Source organism: Pantoea sp. AN62 (assembly GCF_050432985.1).
Taxonomy (GTDB): domain Bacteria; phylum Pseudomonadota; class Gammaproteobacteria; order Enterobacterales; family Enterobacteriaceae; genus Pantoea; species Pantoea brenneri.
This window is the reverse complement of sequence record NZ_JBNPYB010000011.1, coordinates 25055-51909: the sequence shown is the minus strand read 5'-3', so window position 1 is coordinate 51909 and position 26855 is coordinate 25055. Positions and strand designations below refer to the sequence as shown.

The window sequence follows — 26855 nt, the reverse complement described above, 5'->3', positions numbered from 1 at the left end:
TGGACCGGAGCCGGCTTGAGGCTGACAGCGAAGTCTGCAGCTGCGTGATGCGTCAGGATACGGCGTATTGCGCCCGAGCTTTACATTCACACTACAGCGGAGTGTTGTCATACCATGATGGACAATTTACGCGCGGCGTCGAACCATGTCGTGCTCAAGATTATTTTGGGGTTGATTATCCTCTCCTTTGTGCTGACCGGCGTTGGCAACTATCTGATTGGCGGCAACAACGATTATGCGGCCAAAGTTAACGGTCAGGAAATCAGCCGGGCACAGCTGGAACAGGCGTTCAACAGCGAGCGCAGCCGTCAGCAGCAGATGCTGGGCGATCAATTTTCTCAGCTGGCCAGTAACGATGGCTACATGCAGCAGATCCGCCAGCAGGCGCTGTCGCAGTTAATCGATCAGGCCCTGCTCGACAGCTACATCAAAGACTTACATCTCAGCATCAGTGACGATCAGGTTAAGCAGGCGATTTTTAATCAGCAGGCTTTCCAGACCAACGGCAAATTTGATAATGCCAAATATCTTGGTCTGATCGGCAACATGGGCTTTTCTGCCGACCAGTATGCTGAAGCGCTGCGTAAGCAGCTCTCTAATCAGCAACTGATCAATGCGGTGGCAAACACCGACTTCATGCTTAAGGGCGAAACCAGCAAACTGGTGGAGCTGGTTTCACAACAGCGTGTTATTCGTCAGGCGACCCTCGACGTCAATGCTCTGGCGGCTAAGCAGACCGTGTCTGATGACGAGATAAATCAGTATTACCAGCAGCATAAAACCAGCTTCATGGCGCCGGAGCAGTTCCGTGTCAGCTACATCCTGATGGATGCAGCCAGCATGCAACAGGATGCCAGCGAGGCCGATATTCAGGCCTGGTACGACCAGCATAAAGCTGATTACACCCAGCCGCAGCGTAATCGCTACAGTGTTATTCAGACCAAAACGGAAGCGGACGCCAATGCGTTGCTGACCCAGCTGAAAGGCGGCGCCAGCTTCACCGAACTGGCAAAAAGCAAATCCATCGACCCGATCTCTGCGCGTAAGGGCGGGGATATGGGCTGGCTGGAACCTGCGACCACGCCAGATGAGCTGAAAAATGCCGGTCTGACCGAAAAAGGCCAGATGTCCGGGGTGATTAAATCCTCGGTCGGTTTCCTGATTGTGCGTCTCGACGATATCCAGCCAGAGCAGGTTAAGCCGCTGGATGAAGTTCGTGATGCCATTGCGGCGAAAGTGAAGCAGGAGAAGGGCGTCGATGCCTTCTATAAACTGCAGCAGAAAGTCAGCGAAGCGGCCAGCAACGATAACGAATCGCTGGCGGGTGCCGAGCAGGCTTCCGGCCTGAAAGCCAAAGAAACCGGCTGGTTCAGCCAGGATGCGCTGCCGAAGGAACTCGACTTCGACGCGGTGAAACAGGCGATCTTTAACGGTGGACTGGTCGGGCAGAATGGTGCACCGGGCAATAACTCTGACATCATCAGCGTCGACGGTGACCGGGCCTTTGTGCTGCGCGTCAGCGAGCATAAGCCGGAAGCAGTGAAGCCGCTGGATCAGGTTAAAACTCAGATTGCTGACACCCTGAAACACGATAAAGCTACCCAACAGGCGAAATCGCAGGCTGACAAGCTGCTGGCCGACCTTAAAGCCGGTAAACAGGATGCGTTAACCGCCGCAGGTCTGACCCTGAGCGCCAGTAAAACGGTCGATCGTAATGCCCAGGACCCGGTTGCACAGGCGGCTTTCAATCTGCCACAGCCGGCGGAGAATAAACCGTCGTGGGGCGTGAGCGAAGATATGCAGGGTAATGTGGTGCTGGTGGCGGTGGATAAAGTCACTACCGGCAGCATGCCACAGGCGCAGATCGATGAAATGGTCAAAGGCGTGACGCAGAATAATGCCCAGCTGGCGTTTGAAGCCCTGCTGCAAAATCTGCGCAAAGAGGCAAAAATTAAGTACGGCGCAGCCGCACAAATGCAGTAAGCCTCGCAGAACCTGCGTAACAAATGAAATAATCAAAGGCCGCATTCGCGGCCTTTTCCATATCTGCAATCTGGCTTTTGAAGCCATCCGGCGGGGATGCCATCCTGTGGCTGCTGTTAACCACAAGGAGAAACACAGCATGGCTAAATCGACTTTATGTGCCCTCTATTTTTCACTCGCGCTGGGCGGCGCGTTCTATCAGACCTTACTGTCTGCCGCACCTGCGCCTGCTTCGGACAGCAGCGCAGCTGCGAAAAGTATTTTGCCGTCCACACCATCGGCGGTCGTCACGCCGCAGGAGCAGGTCAGTATCAATCAGGCCACAGCCGAGCAGCTCTCTGCCGCCATGCAAGGTGTCGGGCTGAAGAAGGCGCAATCAATCGTCAGCTACCGTGAACAGTACGGACCGTTCAGCGCCATCCAGCAGTTAAATGAGGTGCCGGGTATTGGCAATTCGCTGCTGGAGCGTAATGCGGCCCGCCTGAAATTGTGAGGCGCCACGCATCTCTGATGCTTTGTCTGCTGTAGCAGAACGACTCTGCTAAAGTGAACAGGTCCAACCAGTTCACTCGCAGCAGCAGGAGAGCATAAACATGCAGACCACAATTAAAGTGCGCGGCTACCATCTTGATGTCTATCAGCACGTTAACAACGCGCGCTATCTCGAATTCCTCGAGGAGGCGCGCTGGCAATGGCTGGAAGAAGTTGAGGCATTTCACTGGCTGCTGGAACAGAAACTGGCATTTGTGGTGGTGAATATCAATATCAACTATCGTCGCCCGGCCGTGCTGGGCGACGTTCTGGCAATCGACAGCCAGATTACCCAGTTGAACGGTAAAAGCGGAATTATTGCGCAGCGGGTGTTGCTGGCGGGAGAAGAGACGGTGGTCGCTGATGCCGCGCTGACCTTCGTTTGCATCGACCTGAGAACCCAGAAGGCGGTACCGCTGGAGGGAGAATTGCGTGAACGACTGACGCGCCTGATGGCCTGAGCACATTGTGGCGCATCCTGATGAAGCAGAGGCGGCAACGGTGGCGTGATTGCCGCCCCGATAGGCTTACTCCAGGCCGCTTTTGGCCTTCATGGCGGCCATGACGCCGGCACGATCGTTAAGGTAACCCTGCAGGCCATTGGCGCGTAAATGGCAGGCGGCACACTCACCGCATCCATCGCCTTTCACGCCGTTATAGCAGGTCAGAGTCTGCTCGCGTACCAGTGGTAACTGCTGCCAGTAGTCCGCCAGCGCCCAGGTTTCAGCTTTATTCAGCCACATCAGCGGGGTTTCAAAACGGACCTCGCGCGCCATACCGAGGCTGACCGCATGATTCAGCGCTTTGACAAACTCATCGCGGCAGTCGGGATAGCCGGAAAAGTCCGTTTCACATACCCCGGTAATCACCGCTTCCGCTTCAACCTGATAGGCATAAACTGACGCTAGGGTCAGGAACAGGATATTGCGGCCCGGTACGAAGGTGCTCGGCAAGCCGCTGGCGTTGGGATCGTAGGTCGGAACCGGGATGTTATCTCGCGTCAGGCTGCTGACAGCCAGATCGTTCAGCATCGTAACATCCAGCACTTTATGGGCGCGTGCGCCCAGCCTGATGGCCAGGTCGCGTGCTACCTCAATCTCTTCACGATGACGCTGACCATAATCGAATGTGACACAGTGAACTTCATCGTATTGCTGTAACGCCTGAACAAGGCAGGTGGTGGAATCTTGTCCACCGCTAAAAACGACAACGGCGCGTTTCATGCTATTTTCCCGATGGTGAGTTATGCGCTTATGGTAATGCCTCACTCCGCCGCTGAACAGCTGTGCGGCCGATCAATCGGCGGTGGAATCCAGGCACGACTGAAATCGAACCAGCCCAGGGTGTTTAACTGAATGCCTTCAACGCCGGGCGGCGCGTAAATCTGATAGCGGTAATTGAATAGCGGCAGCAGGATACCGGCGCGCATCAGTTGATGATAGAGCTGATGCAGGGCCTGATCACGAGCCTCACTGTCGGCCAGTTGCTGCAGGGTCAGCAGTTGCGCTTGTACCGCTTCACCCTGAGCGGTGGCCATGAAAGGGCGCCATAATCTGTCGAGCTGTAACCAGCCTGCAAGAGTAAACACCGGCGCATCCCCGATCAGCCGATCCCCCATCACGATATCTGCTTCATCAAGCTGCGGCACGCTGTGCCAGCTCTTAACCTCATGAAATACCACCCGCAACGTGCAGCCGTGCTGTTGTAATAGCTGGCGCAGGGCCTCAGCGGTCTGGTGCAGTTCGACCGGCAGTTGATAATACAGCGTCAGGCTGGCTGGCAGTGACAGTGGTTCGGCATCAATCGGCGGCACCGGCCAGCCTGGCAGTAACTCCTGGCTGGGGGTAATCAATCCTTCATCAAGCGGCAAGCGCGCGATAATGCCGCTTTGCTGGATCAGCTGGAACAGCCGTCGCGCCTTGGCAGGCGTAAAACCGGCGCGTGGACGACAGACCAGATAGCAAAAGCCAAGGCTGATACTGCTGCTGACCGGTTGCAGGGCTTTCAGATCGCCGGCGTCGCCAATCGCAATCTGCACCGGATGACGGCAACTGCTGCCGAGCATCGGATCAAACAGCTGCGGAGTAATCCAGTACTCCACCGCCTGCAGCAAGGGCAGACGCAGATGCCAGCGGGCATGACTTTCAATTCTCACCAGTTCCGGGGTGAAGTGCATTAGCTTCCAGGGGCCACTGCCGATACTGGCATCGTCGGGATGGGGCAGCAGGCACAGCAGGTGAGCGAGACGATGGGGCAGCCAGAAATCGCTGCGCCGCAGGGTAAACCGCACCGCGAGCGGATGAGGCGCATCGACTTCGATCACCTCAGCCAGCAGCGTGCTGACCCGCGGGTCCTGTAACAGATGCTGCAACTGCGTGACCAGCTGAGCGGCCCGAATTGGCTCCTCGTTATGCCACACCAGCTGCGGGCGTAACCAGAACAGCCAGCGGCAGGCGGACTCATCGTGTTGCCAGTGGTGGGCCAGATCCCCGACCGGCTCGTCCTGCTCAAAACGGGTCAGCCCGGAATAGAGTTGACGCACCAGATGCTGCTCGGCCCGGCCGGTGATGTGTCGCGGCTCGGTACTTTCCAGCGGGCGATAGTACGGAATGCGCAGAACCGGTGAATCGTTCTGCCATTGCCCGCCCATCAGCGGCCGCAGCATATTAATCAGCCGTTCCGGCGGGACATCCAGCAATTGCAGCGCGTCGGCGGTATCCCCGGCATCCAGCTGGCTTTGCAGCAGCTGCTGACGTAGTTGCTCAGGCGAGCGCAGAAACTGCAGCTGTCCCTGTTTGCCGCGACCCGGTTCGCCGTGCCACTGCAACCAGCCGGCATGCTGCCATTGTGACAACAGGGTACGCAGATGGCGCTCACTACAAATGCAGTGGCGGGCCATCTCGGCAACGCAGGTTTGCTGGGCTGCGCCCTGGCTTTGCTGCCACAGGCGCTGAAACTGATTAAGACGGTTGAGCTGACGCATAGTAAACCCGGAACAGTTTTTTCAAAGTATTCACTATTAGTTCCGTAATTAACAGGCAATAGTAAGGCTCACCTTTACAGCAGAGGATTGATTATGGTGCGCTTAGCCGCCTTCGATATGGATGGCACCCTGTTACTGCCCGATCATCAGTTGGGCCAGCAAACGCTGGCGAGCCTGCATGCCCTGCATCAGCGCGGTATTCATCTGGCGCTGGCCACCGGTCGTCACCTGCTGGAGATGCAGATCCTGCGGCAACAGATGATCCTGCCGGCGTGGCTGATCACGGGTAACGGCACCCGGATACACGATCAGCAGGGTAATCTGCTGTTTGCCCAGGATCTGCCGCCTCAGGTGGCGGAAGAGGTGATCCACAGCCACTGGCAGACCCGCGCCAGCATCCATATTTTCAACGATCAGGGCTGGTTTACCGATCGTCCGCAGCCGGATCTGCTGGCGGCCCATCAGATGAGCGGGTTCCACTATCAGCTGCGCGATTTAAAAACCATGCCGGCACATCAGGTCACTAAAATCTGTTTTGTCGATCATCATCAGTCGCTCTGCCAGTTAAAAACGCAGCTGGATGCCGCGCTGGGCGAGCAGGCCAATATCTGTTTCTCTGCCGCCGATTGTCTCGAAGTATTGCCGAAAAACTGCAACAAAGGCAGCGCCCTGGCACGGTTATGCGATGGTCTTTCATTGACCCTGGCAGAGTGCATGGCGTTTGGCGATGCGATGAACGATCGGGAAATGCTGGCGCAGGCGGGGCACGGTTTCATCATGGGCAATGCGATGGCGCAGTTAAAGGCGGCGTTACCGCATCTGCCGGTCTTAGGACATTGCGAGACACAGGCGGTGTCTCACTATTTAAATCACTGGCTGGCGACACCCCACCTCGCGTATTCCCCCGAATGCTGAGGATTGCCGTGTACCGGACAGGATGTCCGGTTTTTTATTCCAGCTCGCGCTGCCACGGCGTGATATCACCGATGTGTTTCGCTACCCACTCCGGCTGATAATAACTATCCGGATAACGCTCGCCGCTGTCACACAGCAGCGTCACCAGCGCGCCCTGCTGGTTAGCCGCCCGTAAACGTTTCGCGACCTGCATCATGCCCCAGAAATTGGTACCGGTAGAGGCACCCGGTTTGCGTCCCAGAATTTTTTCCAGCTTCAGCATGGCGGCCAGCGTCGCGCCATCGGGGACTTTGATCATTTCATCTATTACGTCTGGCATAAACGAAGGCTCCACCCGCGGACGACCAATGCCTTCAATCAGGCTGCCACGCGTGCTGGTCAGGCTGGCATCGCGCTGATGCCAGTAATCAAAAAATACCGAGTGCTGCGGATCGACCACCAGTAACTTCGTGGAGAAACCCTGATAGCGGATATAACGTCCCAGCGTAGCGGAAGTGCCGCCGGTACCGGCACTCATGATCAGCGTATGGGGAACCGGATAGGGCTCATGCTGCATCTGGCGGAAAATGCTTTCGGCAATGTTGTTGTTACCGCGCCAGTCGGTTGCCCGCTCGGCATAGGTAAACTGATCCATAAAGTGGCCGTTCAGCTCGCGCGCCAGCCGTTCAGATTCGACATAAAGCTGGCAGGGATCGTCAACGAAATGGCACTGCCCGCCATAAAAGGTGATCTGCTCAATTTTCCGTTTCGCCGTGCTGGCAGGCATTACCGCGATAAACGGCAGGCCGAGCAGCCGTGCGAAGTACGCCTCAGAAACGGCAGTGCTGCCTGACGAGGCTTCAATTATTGGCGTATCCTGTTTAATCCAGCCGTTCGCCAGGCCATACAGAAACAGTGATCGCGCCAGTCGGTGTTTGAGGCTGCCACTTGGATGGGTGCTCTCATCTTTCAGGTAAAACCAGATGCCGGGATAATCCGCCAGATCGAAACGGATCAGGTGGGTTTCAGCCGATCGTTGAAAATCGGCGTTAATTTCGTTGATAGCGTGGCGAATCCAGCAGCTGTGCATCTTACGCGTCCGGCAGAGAGAGTTGCGGCTATTTTAAGGCACGAGCAGGAAAAAGAGATTGCAATATTGACGCTAAAATAGCGCTAATGGAGAAAATCATTCTCTCGGAGTGGCGAATGTTAGATAAAACTGACCTGAAACTGCTGGCGTTGTTGCAACGCGATTGTACGCTGTCGCTGCAGGCATTAGCCGAGGCGGTCAACCTCACCACCACGCCCTGCTGGAAGCGCCTGAAAAAGCTCGAAGATGATGGCATTATTCGCGCTCGGGTGGCGTTGCTGGATGGCGAAAAAATCGGATTGTCACTGACGGCGTTTATGTTTGTGAAAACCCAGCAGCACAGTCGCGACTGGTATCAGGCGTTTGTCTCGGTGGTCAACAGCATGCCGGAAGTGATGGCCTTTTACCGGATGGCCGGCGAGTATGACTATCTGCTGCGCATCCAGGTGGCCGACATGAAAAGTTATGATGCTTTTTACAAGCGGTTAGTCAACGGCGTCCCAGGCCTGATTGATGTAACCTCCAGCTTCGCCATGGAAGAGATTAAATACACCACGGCCTTACCTGTCGCCCCATAAAGGCATGAGATTGAGAACAGCGTTGTGCGATTATTCAGTCAATTAAGTTGGTACTTTCTGCGTGAGTGGCGGCGCTATCTGGGCGCGGTCACCTTACTGATCATTATTGCCATTCTGCAACTGTTGCCGCCGCATGTGGTCGGGGTAATCGTCGATGGCGTGACGCAAAACAGCATGAGCATGAGCCGCATCATGCTGTGGATCGGCGTGATGCTGGCTACCGCGCTGGTAGTTTATCTGCTGCGCTACGTCTGGCGGGTATTGCTGTTTGGTGCCTCTTACCAGCTGGCGGTCGAGTTGCGCGAAGATTTTTATCGCCAGCTGAGCCGTCAGCAACCCGCATTTTACCTGCGCCACCGTACCGGTGACCTGATTGCGCGCGCCACTAATGATGTCGATCGGGTGGTGTTTGCCGCCGGGGAAGGGGTACTGACGCTGGTCGATTCGCTGGTGATGGGCTGCGTTGTGCTGTTGGTGATGAGCACCCAAATCAGCTGGCAGCTGACGCTGCTTTCGCTGGTGCCGATGCCGATCATGGCAATCGTCATTCATCGCTACGGTAATCAGCTGCACCATCGCTTTAAGGTGGCGCAGGCCGCCTTCTCCAGCCTCAACGATCAGACGCAGGAGAGCCTGACCAGCATCCGGATGATCAAGTCCTTTGGTCTGGAACAGCATCAGTCGCAGCAGTTCTCTGACATCGCCCGCGATACCGGTGAAAAGAACCTGCGGGTGGCGCGGGTGGATGCCCGTTTTGATCCCACCATCTATATCGCCATCGGTTTTTCAAATCTGCTGGCGATCGGTGGCGGCAGCTGGCTGGTCTGGCACGATCAGATGACGCTGGGTCAGCTCACCAGTTTTGTGATGTATCTGGGCCTGATGATCTGGCCGATGCTGGCGCTGGCGTGGATGTTTAACATCGTCGAGCGCGGCAGCGCCGCCTGGAGCCGTATCCGCGCGCTGCTGGCGGAAGCGCCAGCGGTCGAAGATGGCGATAAAACCCTGCCACCGGAACCAGGCAACCTGCAGGTAGCGATCCGTGAATTTCACTATCCGGCCAGTGCCGGTCCGGTGCTGAGTCAGGTCAGTTTCGAACTGAAACCTGGCGAAATGCTGGGGCTGTGCGGCCCGACCGGCAGCGGCAAGAGTACGCTGCTCAGCCTGATCCAGCGCCATTTTGATATCCAGCAGGGCGATATCCGCTATCACCAGATTCCGCTGCCACAGCTGCGGCTGGACAGCTGGCGCAGCCGGCTGGCGGTGGTCAGTCAGACCCCGTTTCTGTTTTCTGACAGCGTCGCCAACAACATCGCGCTGGGAAAACCGGGTGCGACCCAGCAGGAAATTGAGCGGGCCGCCACGCTGGCCTGCGTTCACGAGGATATTCTGCGGCTGCCGCAGGGCTATGAAACCGAAGTCGGGGAGCGTGGCGTGATGCTGTCGGGCGGGCAGAAGCAGCGTATCTCGATTGCGCGCGCGCTGCTGCTGAACGCGGAAATCCTGGTGCTTGATGATGCGCTGTCGGCGGTAGATGGCCGTACCGAGCATGAAATACTGCACAATCTGCGCCAGTGGGGACGAGGCCGGACCCTGATCATCAGCGCCCACCGTTTATCGGCGCTGACTGAAGCCAGTGAAATTCTGGTGCTGCAGCACGGCACCATCGCGCAGCGTGGCGATCATGAAGCGCTGGCGGATCGCCCGGGCTGGTATCGCGACATGTACCGTTATCAGCAGCTGGAAGCCGCGCTGGATGACGATGAGAATGAGAAAGGAGTGCCGCATGGCTAAGTCTGCCCGCTTGTGGCCCACCCTGAAGCGCCTGTTAAGTTACGGCAAGCCGTGGCGGAAATCCCTGTCGCTGGCGGTGGGCATGTTATGGATTGCCGCCGCCGCCGAAGTGACCGGGCCGGTGCTGGTCAGTTACTTCATCGACAATCTGGTGGCGAAACATCAGATGCCGTGGGGGCTGGTTGCCGGGCTGGTAGTGAGTTTTATCCTGCTGCAACTGCTGGCGGCCGCCCTGCATTACTGGCAGGCACTGCTGTTTAACCGCGCCGCCATTGGGGTGGTGCAGCGCTTGCGCAGTGACGTAATGAATGCCGCGCTGTGCCAGCCGCTCAGCGCCTTCGACACCCAGCCGGTCGGACAGATTATTTCGCGCGTCACCAATGACACCGAAGTAATCCGTGATCTCTATGTCACGGTGGTGGCGACGGTACTGCGCAGCGCGGCACTGGTAGGCGCCATGATGGTGGCGATGCTCAGCCTCGACTGGCGTATGGCGCTGGTAGCGATGATGATTTTCCCGCTGGTGCTGGTCGTGATGCTGATTTACCAGCGTTACAGCACGCCGATTGCCCGCCGGGTCCGCAGCTATCTGGCCGACATTAATAACGGCTTCAACGAAGTGATCAGCGGCATGAGCGTGATCCAGCAGTTTCGTCAGCAGGCGCGTTTTGGCGAGCGGATGGGCGAGGCGAGTCGTTCGCACTATCTGGCGCGGATGGAAACGCTGCGGCTTGACGGTTTCCTGCTGCGCCCGTTGTTAAGCCTGTTTTCAGCCATGGTGCTGTGCGGATTGCTGATGCTGTTCAGTTTCTCCGTGCCCGGCGTGTTTGAAGTCGGCGTACTGTATGCCTTTATTACCTATCTGGGACGGCTGAATGAGCCGCTGATTGAGCTCACCACCCAGCAATCGATGTTGCAGCAGGCGGTGGTCTCGGGCGAGCGGATCTTCGAGCTGATGGATGCGGCGCAGCAGCAGTATGGGCCCGACGCGCGGCCGCTGGCCACCGGTCGTCTGACCCTGAGAAACCTCAGCTTTGCCTATCGCGAAGATCGTGACGTGCTCAGCGAAATTAATCTTGAGGTGCCGTCACGCAGCTTTGTGGCGCTGGTCGGGCATACCGGCAGCGGCAAAAGTACCCTGGCAAATCTGTTAATGGGTTACTACCCGATTACCCGCGGTGAGATTCGCATTGACGATCGTCCGATTGGCGAACTCAGCCATGCAGTACTGCGGCGGGGTATCGCGATGGTTCAGCAGGATCCGGTGGTGCTGGCGGATACGCTGCTGGCCAACGTCCGGCTTGGTCGCGAGATCAGCGAAGAGGCGGTCTGGACGGTGCTGGAGCAGGTGCAGCTGGCCCCTCTGGCGCGTGCATTGCCTGACGGCATTCACACCCGGCTGGGCGAGCAGGGTAACAATCTCTCTGTGGGTCAAAAGCAGCTGCTGGCGCTGGCGCGAGTCCTGGTCGATCTGCCGCAGGTGATGATCCTCGACGAGGCGACAGCCAATATCGACTCGGGCACCGAGCAGGCGATTCAGCAAACGCTGCGAACCCTTCGCCAGCACAGTACGCTGGTGGTGATCGCCCACCGGCTCTCAACAATTACCGAAGCGGATAACATCCTGGTGCTGCATCGTGGCAGGGTGGTCGAGCAGGGGAATCACGCGCAATTACTGGCGCTGCAAGGCCGTTACTGGCAGATGTATCAGCTGCAGCAGGTAGGTGATGATCTGGCGACGGGCATCCCCTTAACAACCGCAGGGTAAGTTGCACCTTTTTTGCGCGGTTTTATCAGAATAATCTGTATAAATGCACGCCTTTGATGCCTGGCGCACCAAAGGAGTGCATTCGCTTTTCTGGCAGTGCGCCATTCTCTGCGCTGCTGACTGACCCCCGACAAAACACGCCTTGCCCCGTCTCGCCTCGGTGATTGATTCCACGGTTTTTTTATTTATGGCACAGGCTTTGCTTAGATCCTTGCGTGTCCGTGAGACTCACTCATTTAATCGCTGGAGGGGATCCAATGAAGCTGGTTACCGTCGTAATTAAGCCATTCAAGCTGGAGGATGTGCGTGAAGCGTTATCCTCTATCGGCATTCAGGGGCTGACCGTCTCCGAAGTAAAAGGTTTTGGTCGTCAGAAAGGCCACGCGGAGCTGTACCGTGGCGCAGAATACAGCGTGAACTTCCTGCCTAAAGTCAAAATTGACATCGCCATCGCTGACGATCAGTTAGACGAAGTGGTGGATGTCATCAGTAAAGCGGCTTACACCGGCAAAATTGGCGACGGTAAAATTTTCGTGGCTGAACTGCAGCGCGTCATTCGTATTCGTACCGGCGAGACCGACGAAGCCGCTCTGTAATTAAGACTCAGTACTGTGATGGGATGGAAAAAAATGAATAAAGTTTTCGCTAAGTTGGGCCTCACCAGCCTGGCACTGTTACCATCGCTCGCGATGGCTGCACCTGCCGTTGCGGACAAGGCTGATAACGCATTTATGATGATTTGCACCGCGCTGGTGCTGTTTATGTCGATTCCAGGTATTGCGCTGTTTTACGGCGGATTGATTCGCGGCAAGAACGTCCTCTCCATGCTGACGCAGGTTGCGGTCACCTTTTCTCTGGTCTGCGTATTGTGGATGGTTTACGGCTATTCACTGGCCTTTAGCGAAGGTAACGCCTTCTTTGGTGGCTTCGGCTGGGCGATGCTGAAAAACATCCAGCTGACCGCAGTAATGGGCAGCTTCTACCAGTATATCCACGTTGCCTTCCAGGCATCGTTTGCCTGTATCACCGTCGGCCTGATTATCGGTGCCATTGCTGAACGTATCCGCTTCTCTGCCGTGCTGATTTTTGTTGGTGTCTGGCTGACCCTGGCCTATCTGCCTATCGCACATATGGTGTGGGCGGGCGGCTTCCTGGCTCAGGATGGCGCGCTGGACTTCGCTGGCGGCACCGTGGTGCACATCAATGCCGCAGTTGCCGGACTGGTTGGTGCTTATCTGGTTGGCAAACGTGCTGGCTTCGGCAAAGAAGCGTTCAAACCGCATAACCTGCCAATGGTCTTCACCGGTACCGCCATCCTCTATGTGGGCTGGTTCGGCTTCAACGCCGGTTCTGCCTCGGCGGCTAACGAAATTGCGGCGCTGGCCTTCCTGAATACCGTTGTCGCCACTGCGGGCGCGGTGCTGTCATGGACCTTTGGTGAGTGGGCCGTACGCGGTAAACCTTCACTGCTGGGCGCCTGTTCTGGCTTCATTGCCGGGCTGGTGGCTATTACTCCAGCCTGTGGTTACGTGGGTGTCGGCGGGGCGTTGATTATTGGTCTGGTTGGTGGACTGGCCGGACTGTGGGGCGTCACCACCCTGAAGAAATGGCTGCGGGTGGACGATCCCTGCGATGTGTTCGGCGTGCACGGCGTCTGCGGCATCGTGGGCTGTATCCTGACCGGCGTCTTCGCTTCTTCTTCACTGGGCGGTGTGGGCTACGCTGAGGGCGTGACCATGGGCCATCAGGTGTGGGTGCAGCTGTTCAGCGTCGGCCTGACCATCGTCTGGTCTGGCGTAGTAGCCTTCATCGGCTTCAAGCTGGCGGACATGATTGTCGGACTGCGCGTGCCGGAAGAGCATGAGCGTGAAGGTCTGGACGTCAACAGCCACGGCGAGAATGCTTATAACCAATAAGTTTTCCTCGACAGTTTGAAATCAGGGGCGAGAAATCGCCCCTTTTTTTATTCGCTGCGCTGCCGCATCACCCCTTCCTGCACCGTCGACGCCACCAGCACGCCTTGCTGATTATAGAACTCGCCACGGACAAAACCGCGCGCGCCAGAAGCGGAGGTGCTGACCACGCTATACAGCAGCCATTCGCTGAAGTCGAACGGGCGGTGGAACCACATCGAGTGATCGATGGTGGCGACCTGCATATCCGCCTCGAGAAAGCCTTTACCGTGCGGCTGCAGCGCCACCGGCAGGAAGTTAAGATCGGAAGCATAGCCCAGCAGATATTGATGGATGCGCAGATCGTCCGGCAGCGTGCCGTTGGCGCGGATCCATACCTGACGCTCAGGTTTATCGACGTGACCCTTGAGCGGATTGTGGAGCTGCACCGGGCGAATCTCCAGCGGCCGTTCAGCGATAAACTTCTCACGCAGTTTTTCCGGCAGCAGATGCGCCATTTTCTGCGCCATCACCTGCTCAGACAGCAGGTTGTCAGGGCCGGCAACCTCCGGCATGGCATTCTGGTGTTCAAAGCCGCTCTCCGGTGCCTGGAACGAGGCGGTCATATAAAAAATTGGCTGACCGTTCTGAATGGCGCTGACCCGGCGGGCGCTGAAGCTTTTGCCGTCACGCAGGGTTTCGACATCATAAATAATCGCTTTCTGACTGTCGCCGGGGCGCAGGAAGTAACTGTGAAACGAGTGGATAATGCGATCTTCCGGCACCGTCTGCTTGGCCGCATAGAGCGCCTGTCCCACCACCTGACCGCCAAACACCTGGCGCAGCCCAAGATCTTCACTCTGGCCGCGGTATAACCCTTCTTCCAGTTTTTCCAGATTTAATAAATTCAGCAGATTTTGCAGTGCCTGGCTCATGGCGCATTCCTCAATATAGTGACCGGCTCAGTGTGAAAGATCCGACCAGTTTACGTCAATCAGACTTTCCTCTTTGCTGCGGCCAGGCAAAATCCCGATTTTGTGCCAGTATTAAGCACATACGGCGAGTGAAGCGCTGTACGCAGGATTCGCTGCCGAAATCATTTTGATCAAAAGGAGACGACATCAATGAAACTCTGGCATGTGTTCAGTGGGGTAGTTATGGCGGTTGCTGTTGCAGGATGCGCCGACAAAGGTAAACCGGTGCCAACGCCGACGTTAGGATCGGCAGTGGCAGGACAGCAGGCGGCGATTGCGCAGCCTAACGTCAGCGGTTCGGTCTATATTCGTCAGCGTATTGCGCTGCCGCCGGATGCGGTATTAACCGTTACGCTGTCTGACGCTTCCGTGGCGGATGCGCCGTCGAAGGTGCTGTCACAGCGCGTAGTGCGTACTGAAGGCAAACAGGCGCCGTTCCAGTTCGTGCTGCCGTTTAACCCAGCCGACATTCAGCCGAATGCGCGTATTCTGCTGAGCGCCGCCATCTCGATTGATGGCAAACTGGCCTTTATTACTGAAGGCGTGAAGCCGGTGATCAACCAGGGCGGCACCAAAGCTGAACTGCTGCTGGTACCGGTACCGTCTATGGCGATGCCAACCCAGCCGGGTGCAGCCACCAGCGTCCCATCGACCTCACCGACTCAGGTGACGCCGTCGGCTGCGGTTCCTGCGCCTACCAGCCTGTAATACCTTGTGGGGCGACGCTGTCGCCCCGTTTCGCTGCGTTTAGTAGCGCCAGCGGTAAGCCTCAAGATCGATGTGACCGTCATCACTCACCTCTACGCCTTCTGCCTCCAGCGCATCACGCTGACGAAACAGTCCGTCCCCCTGCAAAGAGATCGCCCCATGACGGTTAACCACCCGATGCCAGGGCAGGGTGCTGCCTTGCGGTAACCGACTCAGCACGCCGCCAACCTGACGTGCGGCGCGGGGAGAACCGGCCAGCTGAGCGACGTCGCCATAGGTGGCTACGCGACCCGCTGGAATGGCAGCAACAATCTGCCAGATGCGTTGCTGAAAACTGTCAGGTTGATCCATCTGCTTATCCCGTCAGGAAAAAAGGCTTCAACTTTAGCACGCGCCGCGCCAGCCGGATGCGGCAAACCACCGGTTGTTCAAGAAACCAACGGTCGTCCCGACTGCGCTTGCAATTGCCAGGGCCTTCCCCGATAATGCCTGCGCTCTCGTAATGAGGGCTTGTCAATGGGGGCCCTGTTGGTTCTCCCGCAATGCTAGCTTGTGAACTCGGTCAGGTCCGGAAGGAAGCAGCCGCAGCAGGTGACGCGTGTGCCGGGATGTAGCTGGCAGGGCCCCCACCCTTTCCCCCGCGTAAAAAATCCCCACTCAGATTGCAGACAGGCGAAACTCGCCTGAGGCCGATCCATTGCCGGCAGGCGAGATGATAAAGCTAAGGATGAGACAGTCGAACGAAAGGGCTGCGCGAATTAACGCACAAATTTCCACACCGAACCTGGGACTTTATCGTAGAGCTTGTTCATCGTCAGTTCAGCCAGGCGATGATCGGCTGCAGAGTAAAATACCGCTAACTCATCTTCAGGTAATTCATACTTATTTTTTTCAATGACCCTTTCAAGGGTATCGATTGAGCGACAGCGGCGCAGTCGCATCAAATAATCCGTTTTAGTCAGGTTTTTGTTCATAAATAAACCGTTCTCACGTCAGTACTTATAATGAATGGCTCGGTTGCTGGAGAAAAGCGCACTCTTCAGTGAACAGGTTAAATAAGCGTTTTGCTGAACGTTGCCATCGTTGCAGATCCTGAGTGTTGACACCGTAGTTGCTGAACAACATAAAGGTATCATCAAGATATTCATCGATTTGCGAAATCAGCGCTTCATCTTCAACGTGCTTAATTTTGTAATTCATGGTGAAAGAGGCGATATGCTCGATCAAATCATTGAGCTGTAAATTGCTTTCAGAAGTGGGATCATTAACCCAGCCGTGATGGCTATCCGTTAATGTTGCCATGCTCTCGTCAAACAGACTCTCACACAGGTATTTAAGCTGGGCAATATCATGCCGTTTCGGTGAGTATTCGTCCATCTTTTTCCCCTCCATAGCTAGCACAGTTGCCGCAGGGCGGCGATATAGGGTAAAGCGGCCAGGAAGCGATTTATCAGGCAGTTATTAAACGGGATTCGTCAAATATAGTGTAAAACCATTAGTTCTACTCACCTCCATTACTAAATATTACAATTCATCGCTGGGGGAGGGCCGCTGATTGGCGATCACATCAAACTCAAGCGCACCGGGCTCAATATGAAAGCTGACCCGGTCGGAATGGCTAACGGTTTCATTTAGATCCTGGCAGGGACTAAATACATTCCAGTCAAAATCATAAAGTAACTTAAAACTATTCGGACCCTGCTTTTCAACAGAAATAATTTTCAGACTGCCTGGAACTAACCGGGCATTTTGAGAATACCACTGTAAATCGCCTACCAGCGCGGGTGATATTTTGAGAATATTCCGCTGAATAATCGCTGCTATTTTTTCGCAGTCGGTTTCGTCCTGCGCAATATCACATTCAATACGTGACAGCATAACTGATCCACTAATAACAGTTGATAAACCTATCATTGGTTTTCTGCAACCGCTTTGCAAGCCAGCCGCGAATGAAATTGTCTATTTCTGTCATTTGCCGACCCCTGACGCCGCAAAATTTGCCTTGCTGGCGGGATTTGCCTCATCCGTTGCCCGGATGACCGTTATTTTTTGATACACATTGCCCTCTGTTCACCGCAGCAGCATTCGTTAGAATGATTGTTATGTTATAACATTATAGGTATGGCGATGCAGCAGAGTGGGCTTTTGATGTCTCTGGCAGGACGGCTGACGGTGGCGATGATCCTCATTGCGTTACTGGCGGCAGCAATATGGTGGGGTGTCAGCGAATGATTGCGTTTAACGCGCTACAGGTGGGTTACCAGGGCAAGGAGGTGACGCCCGCAATAACCGGCCGGCTTGCGCCCGGCAGTATGACCGCTCTGGTGGGCGCAAACGGCAGCGGCAAATCAACGCTGCTGAAAACCATCGCTGGCTTATTACCGCCGGTGAAAGGCGAGTGCCGCTTGCAGGTGAGCCGCCGTGATACCGGCTGGCTGCCCCAGCGCAGCGAACTGGAAACCCGTTTTCCGCTGACGGTGTATGAACTGGTATCGATCGGCTGCTGGCCGCGCTGCGGCTGGTTTGGCGGCATCAACCGGGCGCTGCGTCAGGAGATCTGGCAGGCGCTGGACGCGGTGCAGATGCGTGATTATGCCGATGCGCAACCGGTCACCTTATCTGGCGGCCAGCTACAGCGGGTGTTGTTTGCCCGACTGATGTTGCAGCGCAGCCGGTTGTGGTTGCTGGACGAACCCTTTAACGGCATTGACAGCCAGACCGTCAGCTTACTGATGTCGATACTTGAGCGGCAGCAGCAGGCGGGGACCACCTTGCTGGTGGTACTGCACGATCGCCCGCTGGTCGCGCGCTACTTCAGCGACCTGCTGTCACTGGATGACGGCACCTTCACGCATCGTCCCGTCAGCCCTTTCCCGTTACAGGAGGTCGCGCCGTGACGCTGATTCAGCCTTTTCTTGAATTTGGTTTCATGCGGCGTGCGCTGGTGGCCTGTATCGCGCTGGCAATCAGCGCCACCCCGCTGGGTGTGTTTCTCTCGCTACGTCGCATGAGTCTGATTGGTGATGCGCTATCGCATGCCGTGTTACCCGGGGCCGCCATCGGTTACCTGATCTCCGGGCTGTCGCTGGTGGCGATGGGCATGGGCGGATTAATTGCCGGGCTGGCGGTGGCGCTGCTCTCCGGCGCGGTCAGTCGCTATACGCCGCTGAAAGAGGATGCCAGCTTCGCCGGTTTTTATCTTGGTTCGCTGGCGCTTGGCGTCACGCTGGTCTCACTGCGCGGTTCAAGCGTGGATCTGCTGCACGTACTGTTCGGATCGCTGCTGGCGGTTGATAACGGCGCGCTGCTGCTGGTCGGAGGCATCGCCGCCTTCACCCTGACCCTGCTGGCGATACTCTACCGGCCGCTGGTGATTGATGCTTTTGACAGTGACTTCCTGCGGGCGCAGGGCAGGTGGAATGCGCCGCTGGTACATGGCCTGTTTCTGATGCTGGTGGTGCTCAATCTGGTGGCGGGTTTCCAGGTGCTCGGCACCCTGATGTCGGTCGGCTTAATGATGCTGCCCGCCGCCAGCGCACGCTTCTGGAGTCGCCATCTCGCCGCCATGCTGGCGATTGCCATCCTGATGGCCGTGATCTCAGCTCTGGCTGGCCTGATATTCTCCTGGCACTTTTCACTGCCGGCCGGACCCGCCGTGGTGCTGAGTGCCGCGATGCTGTTTTTTGTTTCGATTCTGACAGGACCGTGCGGTGGTATTTTGCGCCGCCATTAAACTTAAAGGGGTATTGATGAAGAAATTACCGGTTAGTCTGGCGCTGGCTGCGCTATTTGTCGCGCCATTAGCGATGGCAAAAACGGTGGATGTGGTCGCCAGTTTTACCGTACTGGCGGACATCGTTAAACAGGTCGGCGGTGACCATGTGCGGGTTAAAAGCCTGGTCGGGCCGGATGGCGATCCGCATACCTTTGAACCGACGCCGCAGGACAGCCAGGCGCTGGCAAAAGCCGATCTGGTGTTTGTCAGCGGTTTAGGCCTGGAAGGGTGGATGGATCGGCTGGTCAGCGCGTCGGGTTATCGCGGCCAGCCGGTGGTGGCGTCAACCGGGATTACCACCCGTAGCATGGAAGAGGAGGGCAAAACCATCACTGACCCGCATGCCTGGAACAGTATGCAGAACGGCGTAATTTACGCCACTAACGTAATGAATGCGCTGGTAAAGGCGGACCCAGATGATGCTGCACAGATCCGTCAGCGCGGTGAAAACTATATTCAGCAGTTGCAGGCGCTGGACCGCTGGGCAAAAACGGCTTTCGACCGGGTGCCCGCCGAACGACGCAAGGTGCTGACCAGTCACGATGCGTTTGGCTATTTTGGCCAGCGATATGGCATTACATTCCTCGCACCGGTCGGTTTCTCCACCGAAGCGGAGGCCAGCGCCAGTGAGGTGGGAAGCCTGATCACCCAACTGAAGCAGCAGCATATCCAGCGTTACTTCATTGAGAATCAGACCGATCCGCGGCTGGTGAAGCAGATTGCCAGCGCGACCGGCGCACAGCCCGGCGGGGAGCTTTACCCTGAAGCGCTGTCGCCGGCGGCGGGTCCGGCGCCCACCTATGAAGCGGCATTCAGACATAACGTCAACGCGATGCTGAAAAGCATGCAATAAACATAAAAAAGGCCGGGCATGCCCGGCCAGTCATCACGACACAAACTAGCGTTTTTTCTTTCTTCCCTGTACCGCTTTGAAGCGCGGATTGGTTTTGCAAATCACGTAAATACGGCCTTTGCGACGCACCACTTTGCAATCCCGGTGGCGCTTTTTTGCTGAACGCAGCGAGCTTAATACCTGCATCGTCCTCTCCCTTACTTATGACCCAGGAAGCGACCAAAACGCTGGTTAAAGCGTGCGGTGCTGCCCTCTTTGGCGAAATCTTTCTGTTTACCGGTATAAAACACGTGCGAGGCTGACGAGACATCAAGCGTCACGTAAGGCAGGGTTTCGCCTTCGAATTCCACGGTACGGTCGGTGCGGATAGTCGAACCGATTTTGAACCAGACGTCAGCCGAAGTGTCGTGAAACACCACGTGGCGATACTCAGGATGAATAGCGGTTTTCATAATAATGCCTCTTTTGTAATGTTATAATATAACAATATTATGCGCCGGCTCTGTTGAGATTGCAACCACCGGGAAGAGCGGAGCTAAAAGTGAGGGCAGGGGAGCGCAGCGCAGCGCTGGCAGTCATACGCCTGGCAGAGTCAGCGCAACCCGTCAGTGAGGAAACGACAGCAGGCAGCAGAAAGACCAGCGCGATCCGTCAGTAAGGGAACGGCGGAAGAGAGCAGAAAGACCAGCGCAACCCGTCAGTGAGGAAACGACAGCAGGCAGCAGAAAGACCAGCGCAATCCGTCAGTGAAGGAACGACAGCAGGCAGCAGAAAGACCAGCGTGGCCGTCAGTAAAGAACAGCAGCATCATCGCGCCCGCCAGCGAGCAGCGACAGCCGCCATAAAAAAAGGCCGCTTGCGCGGCCTTTTATACTGTCAGTCAGATCTTAGTGAGTCTGGTTGTGTTCAACCGGATGACCTTTTTCGATCTCCGCTTTGTTCTTACCGAAGCGGCGACGCACCACCACGAAGAACACCGGAACGAAGAAGATAGCCAGCGCGGTTGCGGTAACCATACCGCCCATTACGCCGGTACCAACGGCGTTCTGCGCACCAGAACCGGCACCGGTACTGATCGCCAGCGGCAGTACCCCGAGAATGAACGCCAGTGACGTCATCAGGATAGGACGCAAACGCATACGACAGGCTTCCAGCGTCGCTTCAACCAGCCCTTTGCCCTCTTTTTCCATCAAATCTTTAGCAAATTCGACGATCAGAATGGCGTTCTTCGCCGAGAGGCCAATGGTTGTCAGTAACCCCACCACGAAGTAGACGTCGTTACTTAAACCACGCAGCGTGGTGAAGATCAGCGCACCGACTACCCCGAGCGGTACCACCAGCATCACGGAGAACGGAATCGACCAGCTCTCATACAACGCGGCGAGACAGAGGAAGACCACAATCAGCGAGATTGCGTACAGCGCCGGCGCCTGGTTGCCTGACAGACGTTCCTGATAAGACATCCCGGTCCAGTCATAACCGATACCGGCAGGCAGTTTCGACGCCAGCTCTTCCATCAGATCCATTGCCGCACCGGAGCTCTTACCAGGCGCAGCCTGTCCGAGGATCTCCATCGCCGGCAGACCGTTGTAACGCTCAAGACGCGGTGAACCGTACTGCCATTTCGCGGACGAGAAGGCCGAGAAGGGCACCATGGTTCCGCTGCCGTTGCGGACATACCATTTACCAATGTCGTCCGGCAGCATACGCGAGTCTGCCTGACCCATAACGTACACCTTCTTCACACGACCGCGGTCGATGAAGTCGTTGACGTAAGAGCCGCCCCACGAGGCCGCCAGCGTGGTATTGATATCGCTTAACGATACCCCCAGCGCCTGTGCTTTCTCCTGATCGACAATCAGCTTGTACTGCGGCGTATCTTCCAATCCGTTCGGACGGACGCCTACCAGAGTATCCGGATGCTGAGCAATCATGCCGAACAGCTGATTACGTGCCTGGGTTAACTTTTCGTGACCCAGGTTAGCCTGATCGATCAGTTCAAAGTCGAAGCCGGTGGCATTACCCAGTTCGATAATCGCTGGCAGGTTAAATGGAATCACCATCGCATCTTTGATCGCGCCCAGCGCCTGCATGGCACGGCCCGCAATCGCCGGTACCTTCAGGTCGCTACTGCTACGTTCATCCCACGGCTTCAGGCTGACGAAGGCGATACCGGTGTTCTGTCCACGACCGGCAAAGCCAAAGCCGTTAACGGTGAACACCGACTTAACCGAGTCCTTCTCTTTGGTCAGGAAGTAGTCGGTAACCTGGTCCAGCACTTTCTGAGTACGTTCCTGGGTCGCGCCAGCAGGCAACTGCGCCTGTGCCAGCAGCAGGCCCTGGTCCTCTTCAGGTAAGAATGAAGAAGGTAAACGCAGGAACAGAAATGCCATGCCGACCACAATGACCAGATAGATCACCAGATAACGGCCAGTGCTGCGAATGATGTGGCCAACGCTGTCGACGTAATGGTTGGTGCTCTTGTCGAACAGACGGTTAAACCAGCCGAAGAAACCGGTGGTTTTACCGTGATCGCCTTTTTTCACCGGCTTCAGCAGGGTGGCACAGAGTGCTGGCGTCAGGATCAACGCCACCAGTACTGACAGCGCCATCGCCGAAACGATAGTGATGGAGAACTGACGATAGATAACCCCGGTCGATCCGCCAAAGAAGGCCATCGGGATAAATACCGCCGACAGCACCAGGGCGATACCAACCAGCGCACCCTGAATCTGCTCCATCGAACGTCGGGTCGCTTCTTTTGGCGGTAATCCCTCTTCCGCCATCACACGCTCAACGTTCTCGACCACCACGATGGCGTCATCCACCAACAGACCGATGGCCAGCACCATCCCGAACATCGTCAGGGTGTTGATCGAATAACCAAAGGCGCTGATAACCGCAAAGGTCCCTAACAGTACCACCGGCACGGCAATCGTTGGGATCAGCGTGGCGCGGAAGTTCTGCAGGAACAGATACATCACCAGGAACACCAGCACGATCGCTTCTAACAGCGTTTTCACCACTTCGAAGATAGAGATCTTAACGAATGGCGTGGTGTCGTACGGATAAACCACTTTCAGGCCAGCCGGGAAGGAGGACTGCAGTTTTCCCAGCTCCGCTTTCACCGCATTTGCGGTATCCAGCGCATTGGCGCCGGTAGCCAGTTTAATACCGATACCGGAGGCCGGTTTGCCGTTATAACGGGCGATGATCTCGTAGTTTTCAGCACCGAGTTCAATTTTCGCCACGTCACGCAGACGCACCTGCGAGCCATCCTCATTCACTTTGAGCAGGATTTTGCCGAACTCATCGGTAGAGGTCAGACGGGTCTGCGCAATGATTGAGGCGTTCAGCTGCTGGCCCGGCACCGGCGGCGTACCGCCTAACTGACCGGCAGCAACCTGGGCGTTCTGAGTATTCAGCGCGCTGATGACGTCAACCGGCGTCAGGTTGTAGTTATTCAGCTTGTGCGGATCCATCCAGATACGCATCGCATACTGCGCACCAAACACCTGAGTATCACCGACGCCAGGCGTACGGCTCAGCGGGTCTTTGATGTTAGATGAAACAAAGTCAGAAATATCATTCTGAGTCATGTTGTCATCGTCACTGATGAAGCCGGCGACCATCAGGAAGCTGCTGGAGGATTTTTTAACCTGAATCCCCTGCTGTTGCACTTCCTGCGGCAGCAGCGGCATCGCCAGTTGCAGTTTGTTCTGCACCTGAACCTGCGCGATATCCGCATCGGTACCTGACTCAAACGAAATGGTCAGCGTCAGCGTACCGGATGAGTCACTGCTCGAGGACATATACATCAGTCCATCGATACCGTTCATGTTTTGTTCGATGACCTGGGTCACCGAATCCTGCAGTGTTTTCGCATCCGCACCTGGGTAGGTGGCCTGAATCTCAATCGCCGGCGGCGCAACATTGGGATATTGCTCGATCGGAAGTTTGAGAATCGATAGCGCACCAGCCAACATGATGATGATGGCGAGCACCCACGCAAAGATGGGGCGATCGATAAAGAACTTAGCCATGAATCAACGGCTCCTGTTATGACGATGACTTATCAGATGGCGACTTTGAATCGGGTGCAGCTTTAGCATCGTCTGAGACTTCTTGTGGGGTGACCTGCGCGCCAGGTTTAGCACGTTGCAGACCAGTACTGATCACACGTTCACCCGCTTTCACGCCGTCGGTCACTAACCACTTATCGCCAATCGCTTGTGCGGCCGTAACGGTACGCGCTTCCACTTTATTGTCTGCACCGACCACCATCACGGTCGCCTGACCGGTTGGGGTACGGGTTACCGCCTGTTGCGGAACCAGCAGCGCATTAGGGTTGGTGCCTTCATCCAGACGCGCACGCACGAACATGCCCGGTAACAGCGCATGGTTCGGGTTCGGGAAGATAGCGCGCAGGGTGATAGAGCCGGTGGTTTCATCGACGGTGACGTCAGAGAATTCCAGCGTACCTGGCTGAGAGTAAGTGCTGCCGTTTTGCATCAGCAGCGTCACATTGGCTTTACCGTCGTTCTGCTTCAGCTGACCGGATTCCAGTTCGGAACGTAAGCGCATGAAATCTTCGCTCGACTGGGTAACGTCAACGTACATCGGGTCAAGTTGCTGCACGGTGGCCAGCGCGGTGGTTTGCGCGCTCTGCACCAGGGCACCTTCGGTGACCGATGATTTGCCGATGCGACCACTGATCGGCGAGGTGACTTTGGTATAAGCCAGATTGATACGGGCGGTTTCGACGTTAGCCTTAGCCACCTGAACCGCAGCATCGTTCTGCGCGGCCGTAGCGACGGCGGTGTCATAGTCCTGCTGACTGATATATTTGGTGCCAAGCAGCGGCTTGTAACGTTTAACGGTCAGCTGAGCGATGCGGGCATTAGCTTCTGCCTGCACCAGATCGCCTTTCGCACTGTCATAAGCGGCCTGATAGGTAGCAGGATCGATCTGATAAAGCGACTGACCCGCTTTGACATCGCTGCCTTCAATAAAATTACGCTTCAGAATGATACCGGAAACCTGAGGACGCACTTCGGCCACGCGATATGCAGAGGTACGGCCAGGCAATTCGGTGGAAATTTTCAGTGGCTCGGTTTTTAACGTGACTACGCCCACTTCTGGCGCCTGTTGTTGGGCGGCTTGTTCGGATTTATTGTTATCACATCCTGTTAACAAAAAGCTGCCTGATAGCATCAGGACGGCCGCCAGAGGCGATAATCCTCTGATTTTATTCATAAATAAACCTCTAGTGTCCGATATCAATTGATCAATGGATCACAATCCGAAGAACCCATTGCTGCGTCAAATCGCGGGTCATGCTATGGTACATACATTCACAAATGTATGTAAACTTACCCGTTTGTAAAAAAAGTCCCTTATGGCACGAAAAACCAAAGCGCAAGCACTTGAAACGCGGCACCAAATTCTTGATGCCGCCATTGTCCTGTTCTCGCAACAGGGCGTTTCTGCCACTTCACTGGCGGATATTGCTTCGGCGGCCAGCGTCACGCGGGGGGCCATCTACTGGCATTTCAAAAATAAAGCCGATGTTCTGCATGAAATCTGGCTTCGTTGTGATGCCGGGCTGGATGACGTGGAACTTGAGTATCAAACAAAATACCCGGGCGATCCACTTTCTGTTTTACGCGCCATGTTGGTCTATATCTTTGACGCGACAGCAAACGATCCACAACGCCGCGCTCTGATGGAGATCATTTTCCATAAATGCGAATTTGTTGGCGAAATGGCGTCGCTGAAGAATATCCAGCAAAGCTTACTGCTCGAATGCTACGACAAAATTGAAGATATTCTGCGTCAGTGTATCGAAGCGGAACAGCTTCCCGGCAGCCTTAATACCCGTCAGGCCGCGCTGATTATGCGCGGTTACGTTAACGGCATGATGGAAAGTTGGTTATTTACGCCCGAAAGCTTTGATTTAGCCGGCGACGCGCCGGCGCTGGTCGACGCTTTTATCGATATGCTGCGTCTTAGCCCGACCCTGACCGCTCGCGCCTAAACCGGCGGCTGACGATCGCGTTTATTTTCGAAATCGCGCTGCACCATCGCCAGCGCGGATAATACCGTCTCCACCGGCAGCTGGTGCTCTTCCAGCAACTGAATTAAATCGACCGCCAGTTTAACGTCATCCGGGGCATTCTCCAGCGACATCTCTCCTCCTATATACGTAATTTTGCTGCCACCAGCAGCATTAATAGTGAACCGGCAATCGCCATAGCTAAAGCGCCCATATGCAGCGTCGCCAGGCTACCCAATTCAAAATAGCTGGCAATATAGCCGCCAATCAGTGCGCCAATCATCGACAGCGTCAGGGTCGCGAACAGGCCGCCGGGTCGGCCCGGCATCACAATGCGCTTAAGCAACCCTAACAGCAATCCGCTGAGTAGCCAGATGAATAAACCCATTATTCTCCTCCGTACCGAACCCTATCGAGTATAGAAGCGCTTTTTTACCGCTGCGCTTTATTCCTCTTGCTGGTCGCCGCGCAGCGATAATGCCCACTCTACCGAACGAATCGCCTGCCGGCAGCGTGCCAGACGGCCTTCTAACGTCTCAAGATCGTGTTTCAGCTGGTGCTGAACCGCCAGGGTTTCCGCCAGCGCCAGCCGCTGTTCGCGCTGATCGATCATCGCCAGCAGGCGCCGCTCATATTCACGATACTCCTGATACTTCGAGACACGTGGGTTGCTCAGCGGCTTTTCCCGGCGGGTGCGCAGCTGCTGCGTGCTGGCTTCCCGTTGCAGCGCGGCAATTTGATCGACCAGCCGCTCAGCCAGCCAGGCGCTGCGGTCCGGATCGCCGGCGCTGTCGCACAGCCGGGTAAAGTTCTGTTCCACCTCCGCCAGATAATCGGCGAGGCGGGTGCCTTTGCTGCGAAACAGCTGGCTGTCGAAGCGGGGAAGCCGGCACTGTCCGTCGGGATGGGTCGCAATATCCTGACGCAGCGTAATAAGGAGATGTTGCAGACGCTGTTGTGTGGTGATCAGGCTCATG

Annotated in this window: 29 protein-coding genes and 1 other RNA gene; 15 read left to right on the top strand and 15 right to left on the bottom strand. The window is 56.1% G+C overall.

The genetic code is table 11. From position 1 onward, the window contains the following. Window positions 1-114 precede the first annotated feature (114 nt). The 3 genes from ppiD (at window position 115) to FHW04_RS14045 (ending at window position 2975) form a co-directional block, all read left to right on the top strand. A complete protein-coding gene (gene ppiD / locus FHW04_RS14055; RefSeq protein WP_031374672.1) occupies window positions 115-1983 on the top strand; it encodes a peptidylprolyl isomerase in 1869 nt (622 codons plus the stop codon). A gap of 139 nt (window positions 1984-2122) precedes the next feature. Continuing rightward, window positions 2123-2476: a helix-hairpin-helix domain-containing protein gene (locus FHW04_RS14050; RefSeq protein WP_089562052.1), complete on the top strand. Its 354-nt coding sequence runs from the start codon at window positions 2123-2125 to the stop codon at window positions 2474-2476. Between the two features lie 100 nt (window positions 2477-2576). Further along, complete coding sequence (locus FHW04_RS14045; RefSeq protein WP_031374670.1) at window positions 2577-2975, top strand: acyl-CoA thioesterase; 399 nt, start codon at window positions 2577-2579, stop codon at window positions 2973-2975. A gap of 66 nt (window positions 2976-3041) precedes the next feature. On the opposite strand, the gene queC is transcribed toward FHW04_RS14045, so the two are convergent. Both queC and FHW04_RS14035 read right to left on the bottom strand, forming a co-directional pair. Beyond that, window positions 3042-3737, bottom strand: a complete 696-nt coding sequence (queC, locus tag FHW04_RS14040; protein ID WP_031374669.1) for a 7-cyano-7-deazaguanine synthase QueC — start codon at window positions 3735-3737, stop codon at window positions 3042-3044. Window positions 3738-3778: 41 nt separating this feature from the next. After that, window positions 3779-5497 (bottom strand): SgrR family transcriptional regulator, encoded by a 1719-nt coding sequence (locus FHW04_RS14035; protein ID WP_089562053.1) that lies wholly within the window; start codon window positions 5495-5497, stop codon window positions 3779-3781. 93 nt (window positions 5498-5590) lie between these two features. On the opposite strand from FHW04_RS14035, the gene cof reads away from it, so the two are divergent. Further along, on the top strand, window positions 5591-6412 hold the full coding sequence (cof, locus tag FHW04_RS14030) for an HMP-PP phosphatase (RefSeq protein WP_089562054.1): 822 nt from the start codon (window positions 5591-5593) through the stop codon (window positions 6410-6412). Window positions 6413-6446: 34 nt separating this feature from the next. Here the strand turns inward: cof and FHW04_RS14025 are convergent, their stop codons facing one another. Then, on the bottom strand, window positions 6447-7481 hold the full coding sequence (locus tag FHW04_RS14025; RefSeq protein WP_031374667.1) for a PLP-dependent cysteine synthase family protein: 1035 nt from the start codon (window positions 7479-7481) through the stop codon (window positions 6447-6449). A 116-nt stretch (window positions 7482-7597) separates the two neighbouring features. On the opposite strand from FHW04_RS14025, the gene FHW04_RS14020 reads away from it, so the two are divergent. The 5 genes from FHW04_RS14020 to amtB all read left to right on the top strand — a co-directional run bounded on the left by FHW04_RS14020 (window position 7598) and on the right by amtB (window position 13537). Then, window positions 7598-8059: an Lrp/AsnC family transcriptional regulator gene (locus tag FHW04_RS14020; protein ID WP_031374666.1), complete on the top strand. Its 462-nt coding sequence runs from the start codon at window positions 7598-7600 to the stop codon at window positions 8057-8059. Window positions 8060-8083: 24 nt separating this feature from the next. Further along, entirely contained in the window at window positions 8084-9853 is a 1770-nt protein-coding gene (locus FHW04_RS14015; RefSeq protein WP_031374665.1) for a SmdA family multidrug ABC transporter permease/ATP-binding protein, read from the top strand. Then, a complete protein-coding gene (locus tag FHW04_RS14010) occupies window positions 9846-11621 on the top strand; it encodes a SmdB family multidrug efflux ABC transporter permease/ATP-binding protein (protein WP_089562055.1) in 1776 nt (591 codons plus the stop codon). Before FHW04_RS14015 ends, FHW04_RS14010 begins: the two co-directional genes overlap by 8 nt. Before the next feature lie 257 nt (window positions 11622-11878). Next, window positions 11879-12217, top strand: coding sequence for a P-II family nitrogen regulator (gene glnK, locus FHW04_RS14005; RefSeq protein ID WP_003850469.1), 339 nt, complete (start codon window positions 11879-11881; stop codon window positions 12215-12217). A gap of 33 nt (window positions 12218-12250) precedes the next feature. Continuing rightward, entirely contained in the window at window positions 12251-13537 is a 1287-nt protein-coding gene (amtB, locus tag FHW04_RS14000; RefSeq protein ID WP_089562056.1) for an ammonium transporter AmtB, read from the top strand. Window positions 13538-13584: 47 nt separating this feature from the next. On the opposite strand, the gene tesB is transcribed toward amtB, so the two are convergent. Continuing rightward, complete coding sequence (tesB, locus tag FHW04_RS13995) at window positions 13585-14448, bottom strand: acyl-CoA thioesterase II (RefSeq protein WP_031374662.1); 864 nt, start codon at window positions 14446-14448, stop codon at window positions 13585-13587. A 189-nt stretch (window positions 14449-14637) separates the two neighbouring features. Between tesB and FHW04_RS13990 the strand changes: the two genes are divergently transcribed. Beyond that, window positions 14638-15195, top strand: a complete 558-nt coding sequence (locus FHW04_RS13990) for a YbaY family lipoprotein (protein WP_046288482.1) — start codon at window positions 14638-14640, stop codon at window positions 15193-15195. 39 nt (window positions 15196-15234) lie between these two features. Here the strand turns inward: FHW04_RS13990 and FHW04_RS13985 are convergent, their stop codons facing one another. Next, window positions 15235-15546, bottom strand: coding sequence for an MGMT family protein (locus tag FHW04_RS13985; RefSeq protein ID WP_069727948.1), 312 nt, complete (start codon window positions 15544-15546; stop codon window positions 15235-15237). Between the two features lie 175 nt (window positions 15547-15721). Here FHW04_RS13985 and ffs point away from each other — a divergent pair. After that, window positions 15722-15818, top strand: an RNA gene (ffs, locus tag FHW04_RS13980) — signal recognition particle sRNA small type. A 135-nt stretch (window positions 15819-15953) separates the two neighbouring features. Here the strand turns inward: ffs and FHW04_RS13975 are convergent. From FHW04_RS13975 to FHW04_RS13965, 3 genes are all read right to left on the bottom strand, one after another. Then, on the bottom strand, window positions 15954-16169 hold the full coding sequence (locus FHW04_RS13975; protein ID WP_031374659.1) for an HHA domain-containing protein: 216 nt from the start codon (window positions 16167-16169) through the stop codon (window positions 15954-15956). Between the two features lie 25 nt (window positions 16170-16194). Further along, window positions 16195-16572 (bottom strand): Hha toxicity modulator TomB, encoded by a 378-nt coding sequence (gene tomB / locus FHW04_RS13970; protein ID WP_031374658.1) that lies wholly within the window; start codon window positions 16570-16572, stop codon window positions 16195-16197. A gap of 147 nt (window positions 16573-16719) precedes the next feature. Beyond that, entirely contained in the window at window positions 16720-17073 is a 354-nt protein-coding gene (locus tag FHW04_RS13965) for a hypothetical protein (RefSeq protein WP_031374657.1), read from the bottom strand. 350 nt (window positions 17074-17423) lie between these two features. Between FHW04_RS13965 and FHW04_RS13960 the strand changes: the two genes are divergently transcribed. From FHW04_RS13960 to FHW04_RS13950, 3 genes are read left to right on the top strand one after another with little or no spacing between them, the layout of a single operon-like run. Further along, a complete protein-coding gene (locus tag FHW04_RS13960; protein ID WP_031374656.1) occupies window positions 17424-18092 on the top strand; it encodes a metal ABC transporter ATP-binding protein in 669 nt (222 codons plus the stop codon). Then, a complete protein-coding gene (locus FHW04_RS13955) occupies window positions 18089-18928 on the top strand; it encodes a metal ABC transporter permease (RefSeq protein ID WP_089562057.1) in 840 nt (279 codons plus the stop codon). The genes FHW04_RS13960 and FHW04_RS13955 overlap by 4 nt, the downstream gene beginning before the upstream one ends. Before the next feature lie 16 nt (window positions 18929-18944). Beyond that, window positions 18945-19823 (top strand): metal ABC transporter substrate-binding protein, encoded by an 879-nt coding sequence (locus FHW04_RS13950; RefSeq protein ID WP_089562058.1) that lies wholly within the window; start codon window positions 18945-18947, stop codon window positions 19821-19823. Between the two features lie 45 nt (window positions 19824-19868). Here the strand turns inward: FHW04_RS13950 and ykgO are convergent, their stop codons facing one another. The 4 genes from ykgO to FHW04_RS13930 form a co-directional block, all read right to left on the bottom strand. Next, window positions 19869-20009: a type B 50S ribosomal protein L36 gene (ykgO, locus tag FHW04_RS13945; RefSeq protein WP_031374653.1), complete on the bottom strand. Its 141-nt coding sequence runs from the start codon at window positions 20007-20009 to the stop codon at window positions 19869-19871. Window positions 20010-20020: 11 nt separating this feature from the next. After that, window positions 20021-20275 carry a type B 50S ribosomal protein L31 gene (locus tag FHW04_RS13940; protein WP_031374652.1) on the bottom strand — a complete coding sequence of 85 codons (255 nt, stop codon included), beginning with the start codon at window positions 20273-20275 and terminating at the stop codon, window positions 20021-20023. A 435-nt stretch (window positions 20276-20710) separates the two neighbouring features. Further along, a complete protein-coding gene (locus FHW04_RS13935) occupies window positions 20711-23866 on the bottom strand; it encodes a multidrug efflux RND transporter permease subunit AcrB (protein ID WP_046288481.1) in 3156 nt (1051 codons plus the stop codon). 16 nt (window positions 23867-23882) lie between these two features. Next, window positions 23883-25079 (bottom strand): efflux RND transporter periplasmic adaptor subunit, encoded by a 1197-nt coding sequence (locus FHW04_RS13930; protein ID WP_031374651.1) that lies wholly within the window; start codon window positions 25077-25079, stop codon window positions 23883-23885. 142 nt (window positions 25080-25221) lie between these two features. Here FHW04_RS13930 and acrR point away from each other — a divergent pair, with 142 nt between their 5' ends. Further along, on the top strand, window positions 25222-25860 hold the full coding sequence (acrR, locus tag FHW04_RS13925; RefSeq protein WP_031374650.1) for a multidrug efflux transporter transcriptional repressor AcrR: 639 nt from the start codon (window positions 25222-25224) through the stop codon (window positions 25858-25860). On the opposite strand, the gene rsmS is transcribed toward acrR, so the two are convergent. The 3 genes from rsmS to priC are packed head-to-tail and all read right to left on the bottom strand — an operon-like array spanning window position 25857 to window position 26854. Next, window positions 25857-26012, bottom strand: a complete 156-nt coding sequence (gene rsmS / locus FHW04_RS13920) for a pleiotropic regulatory protein RsmS (RefSeq protein WP_069727952.1) — start codon at window positions 26010-26012, stop codon at window positions 25857-25859. The two genes, acrR and rsmS, sit on opposite strands and share 4 nt — an antisense overlap. 8 nt (window positions 26013-26020) lie before the next feature. Beyond that, on the bottom strand, window positions 26021-26266 hold the full coding sequence (locus FHW04_RS13915; protein ID WP_031374649.1) for a membrane protein: 246 nt from the start codon (window positions 26264-26266) through the stop codon (window positions 26021-26023). Between the two features lie 57 nt (window positions 26267-26323). Continuing rightward, on the bottom strand, window positions 26324-26854 hold the full coding sequence (gene priC, locus FHW04_RS13910; protein ID WP_089562059.1) for a primosomal replication protein PriC: 531 nt from the start codon (window positions 26852-26854) through the stop codon (window positions 26324-26326). Window position 26855 lies beyond the last annotated feature (1 nt).

Bases quoted from the DNA above. Each gene is read 5' to 3' on its own strand.
- FHW04_RS14035 (WP_089562053.1), bottom strand. From the start codon at position 5,497: ATGCGTCAGCTCAACCGTCTTAATCAGTTTCAGCGCCTGTGGCAGCAA.
- FHW04_RS14045 (WP_031374670.1), top strand. From the start codon at position 2,577: ATGCAGACCACAATTAAAGTGCGCGGCTACCATCTTGATGTCTATCAG.
- ppiD (WP_031374672.1), top strand. From the start codon at position 115: ATGATGGACAATTTACGCGCGGCGTCGAACCATGTCGTGCTCAAGATT.
- FHW04_RS13940 (WP_031374652.1), bottom strand. From the start codon at position 20,275: ATGAAAACCGCTATTCATCCTGAGTATCGCCACGTGGTGTTTCACGAC.
- FHW04_RS14010 (WP_089562055.1), top strand. From the start codon at position 9,846: ATGGCTAAGTCTGCCCGCTTGTGGCCCACCCTGAAGCGCCTGTTAAGT.
- queC (WP_031374669.1), bottom strand. From the start codon at position 3,737: ATGAAACGCGCCGTTGTCGTTTTTAGCGGTGGACAAGATTCCACCACC.
- cof (WP_089562054.1), top strand. From the start codon at position 5,591: ATGGTGCGCTTAGCCGCCTTCGATATGGATGGCACCCTGTTACTGCCC.
- tomB (WP_031374658.1), bottom strand. From the start codon at position 16,572: ATGGACGAATACTCACCGAAACGGCATGATATTGCCCAGCTTAAATAC.
- FHW04_RS13930 (WP_031374651.1), bottom strand. From the start codon at position 25,079: ATGAATAAAATCAGAGGATTATCGCCTCTGGCGGCCGTCCTGATGCTA.
- ykgO (WP_031374653.1), bottom strand. From the start codon at position 20,009: ATGCAGGTATTAAGCTCGCTGCGTTCAGCAAAAAAGCGCCACCGGGAT.
- FHW04_RS13950 (WP_089562058.1), top strand. From the start codon at position 18,945: ATGAAGAAATTACCGGTTAGTCTGGCGCTGGCTGCGCTATTTGTCGCG.
- rsmS (WP_069727952.1), bottom strand. From the start codon at position 26,012: ATGTCGCTGGAGAATGCCCCGGATGACGTTAAACTGGCGGTCGATTTA.
- FHW04_RS14020 (WP_031374666.1), top strand. From the start codon at position 7,598: ATGTTAGATAAAACTGACCTGAAACTGCTGGCGTTGTTGCAACGCGAT.
- tesB (WP_031374662.1), bottom strand. From the start codon at position 14,448: ATGAGCCAGGCACTGCAAAATCTGCTGAATTTATTAAATCTGGAAAAA.
- FHW04_RS14050 (WP_089562052.1), top strand. From the start codon at position 2,123: ATGGCTAAATCGACTTTATGTGCCCTCTATTTTTCACTCGCGCTGGGC.
- amtB (WP_089562056.1), top strand. From the start codon at position 12,251: ATGAATAAAGTTTTCGCTAAGTTGGGCCTCACCAGCCTGGCACTGTTA.
- acrR (WP_031374650.1), top strand. From the start codon at position 25,222: ATGGCACGAAAAACCAAAGCGCAAGCACTTGAAACGCGGCACCAAATT.
- FHW04_RS13990 (WP_046288482.1), top strand. From the start codon at position 14,638: ATGAAACTCTGGCATGTGTTCAGTGGGGTAGTTATGGCGGTTGCTGTT.
- glnK (WP_003850469.1), top strand. From the start codon at position 11,879: ATGAAGCTGGTTACCGTCGTAATTAAGCCATTCAAGCTGGAGGATGTG.
- FHW04_RS13975 (WP_031374659.1), bottom strand. From the start codon at position 16,169: ATGAACAAAAACCTGACTAAAACGGATTATTTGATGCGACTGCGCCGC.
- FHW04_RS13935 (WP_046288481.1), bottom strand. From the start codon at position 23,866: ATGGCTAAGTTCTTTATCGATCGCCCCATCTTTGCGTGGGTGCTCGCC.
- FHW04_RS14025 (WP_031374667.1), bottom strand. From the start codon at position 7,481: ATGCACAGCTGCTGGATTCGCCACGCTATCAACGAAATTAACGCCGAT.
- FHW04_RS13985 (WP_069727948.1), bottom strand. From the start codon at position 15,546: ATGGATCAACCTGACAGTTTTCAGCAACGCATCTGGCAGATTGTTGCT.
- priC (WP_089562059.1), bottom strand. From the start codon at position 26,854: ATGAGCCTGATCACCACACAACAGCGTCTGCAACATCTCCTTATTACG.
- FHW04_RS13915 (WP_031374649.1), bottom strand. From the start codon at position 26,266: ATGGGTTTATTCATCTGGCTACTCAGCGGATTGCTGTTAGGGTTGCTT.
- FHW04_RS13960 (WP_031374656.1), top strand. From the start codon at position 17,424: ATGATTGCGTTTAACGCGCTACAGGTGGGTTACCAGGGCAAGGAGGTG.
- FHW04_RS13965 (WP_031374657.1), bottom strand. From the start codon at position 17,073: ATGCTGTCACGTATTGAATGTGATATTGCGCAGGACGAAACCGACTGC.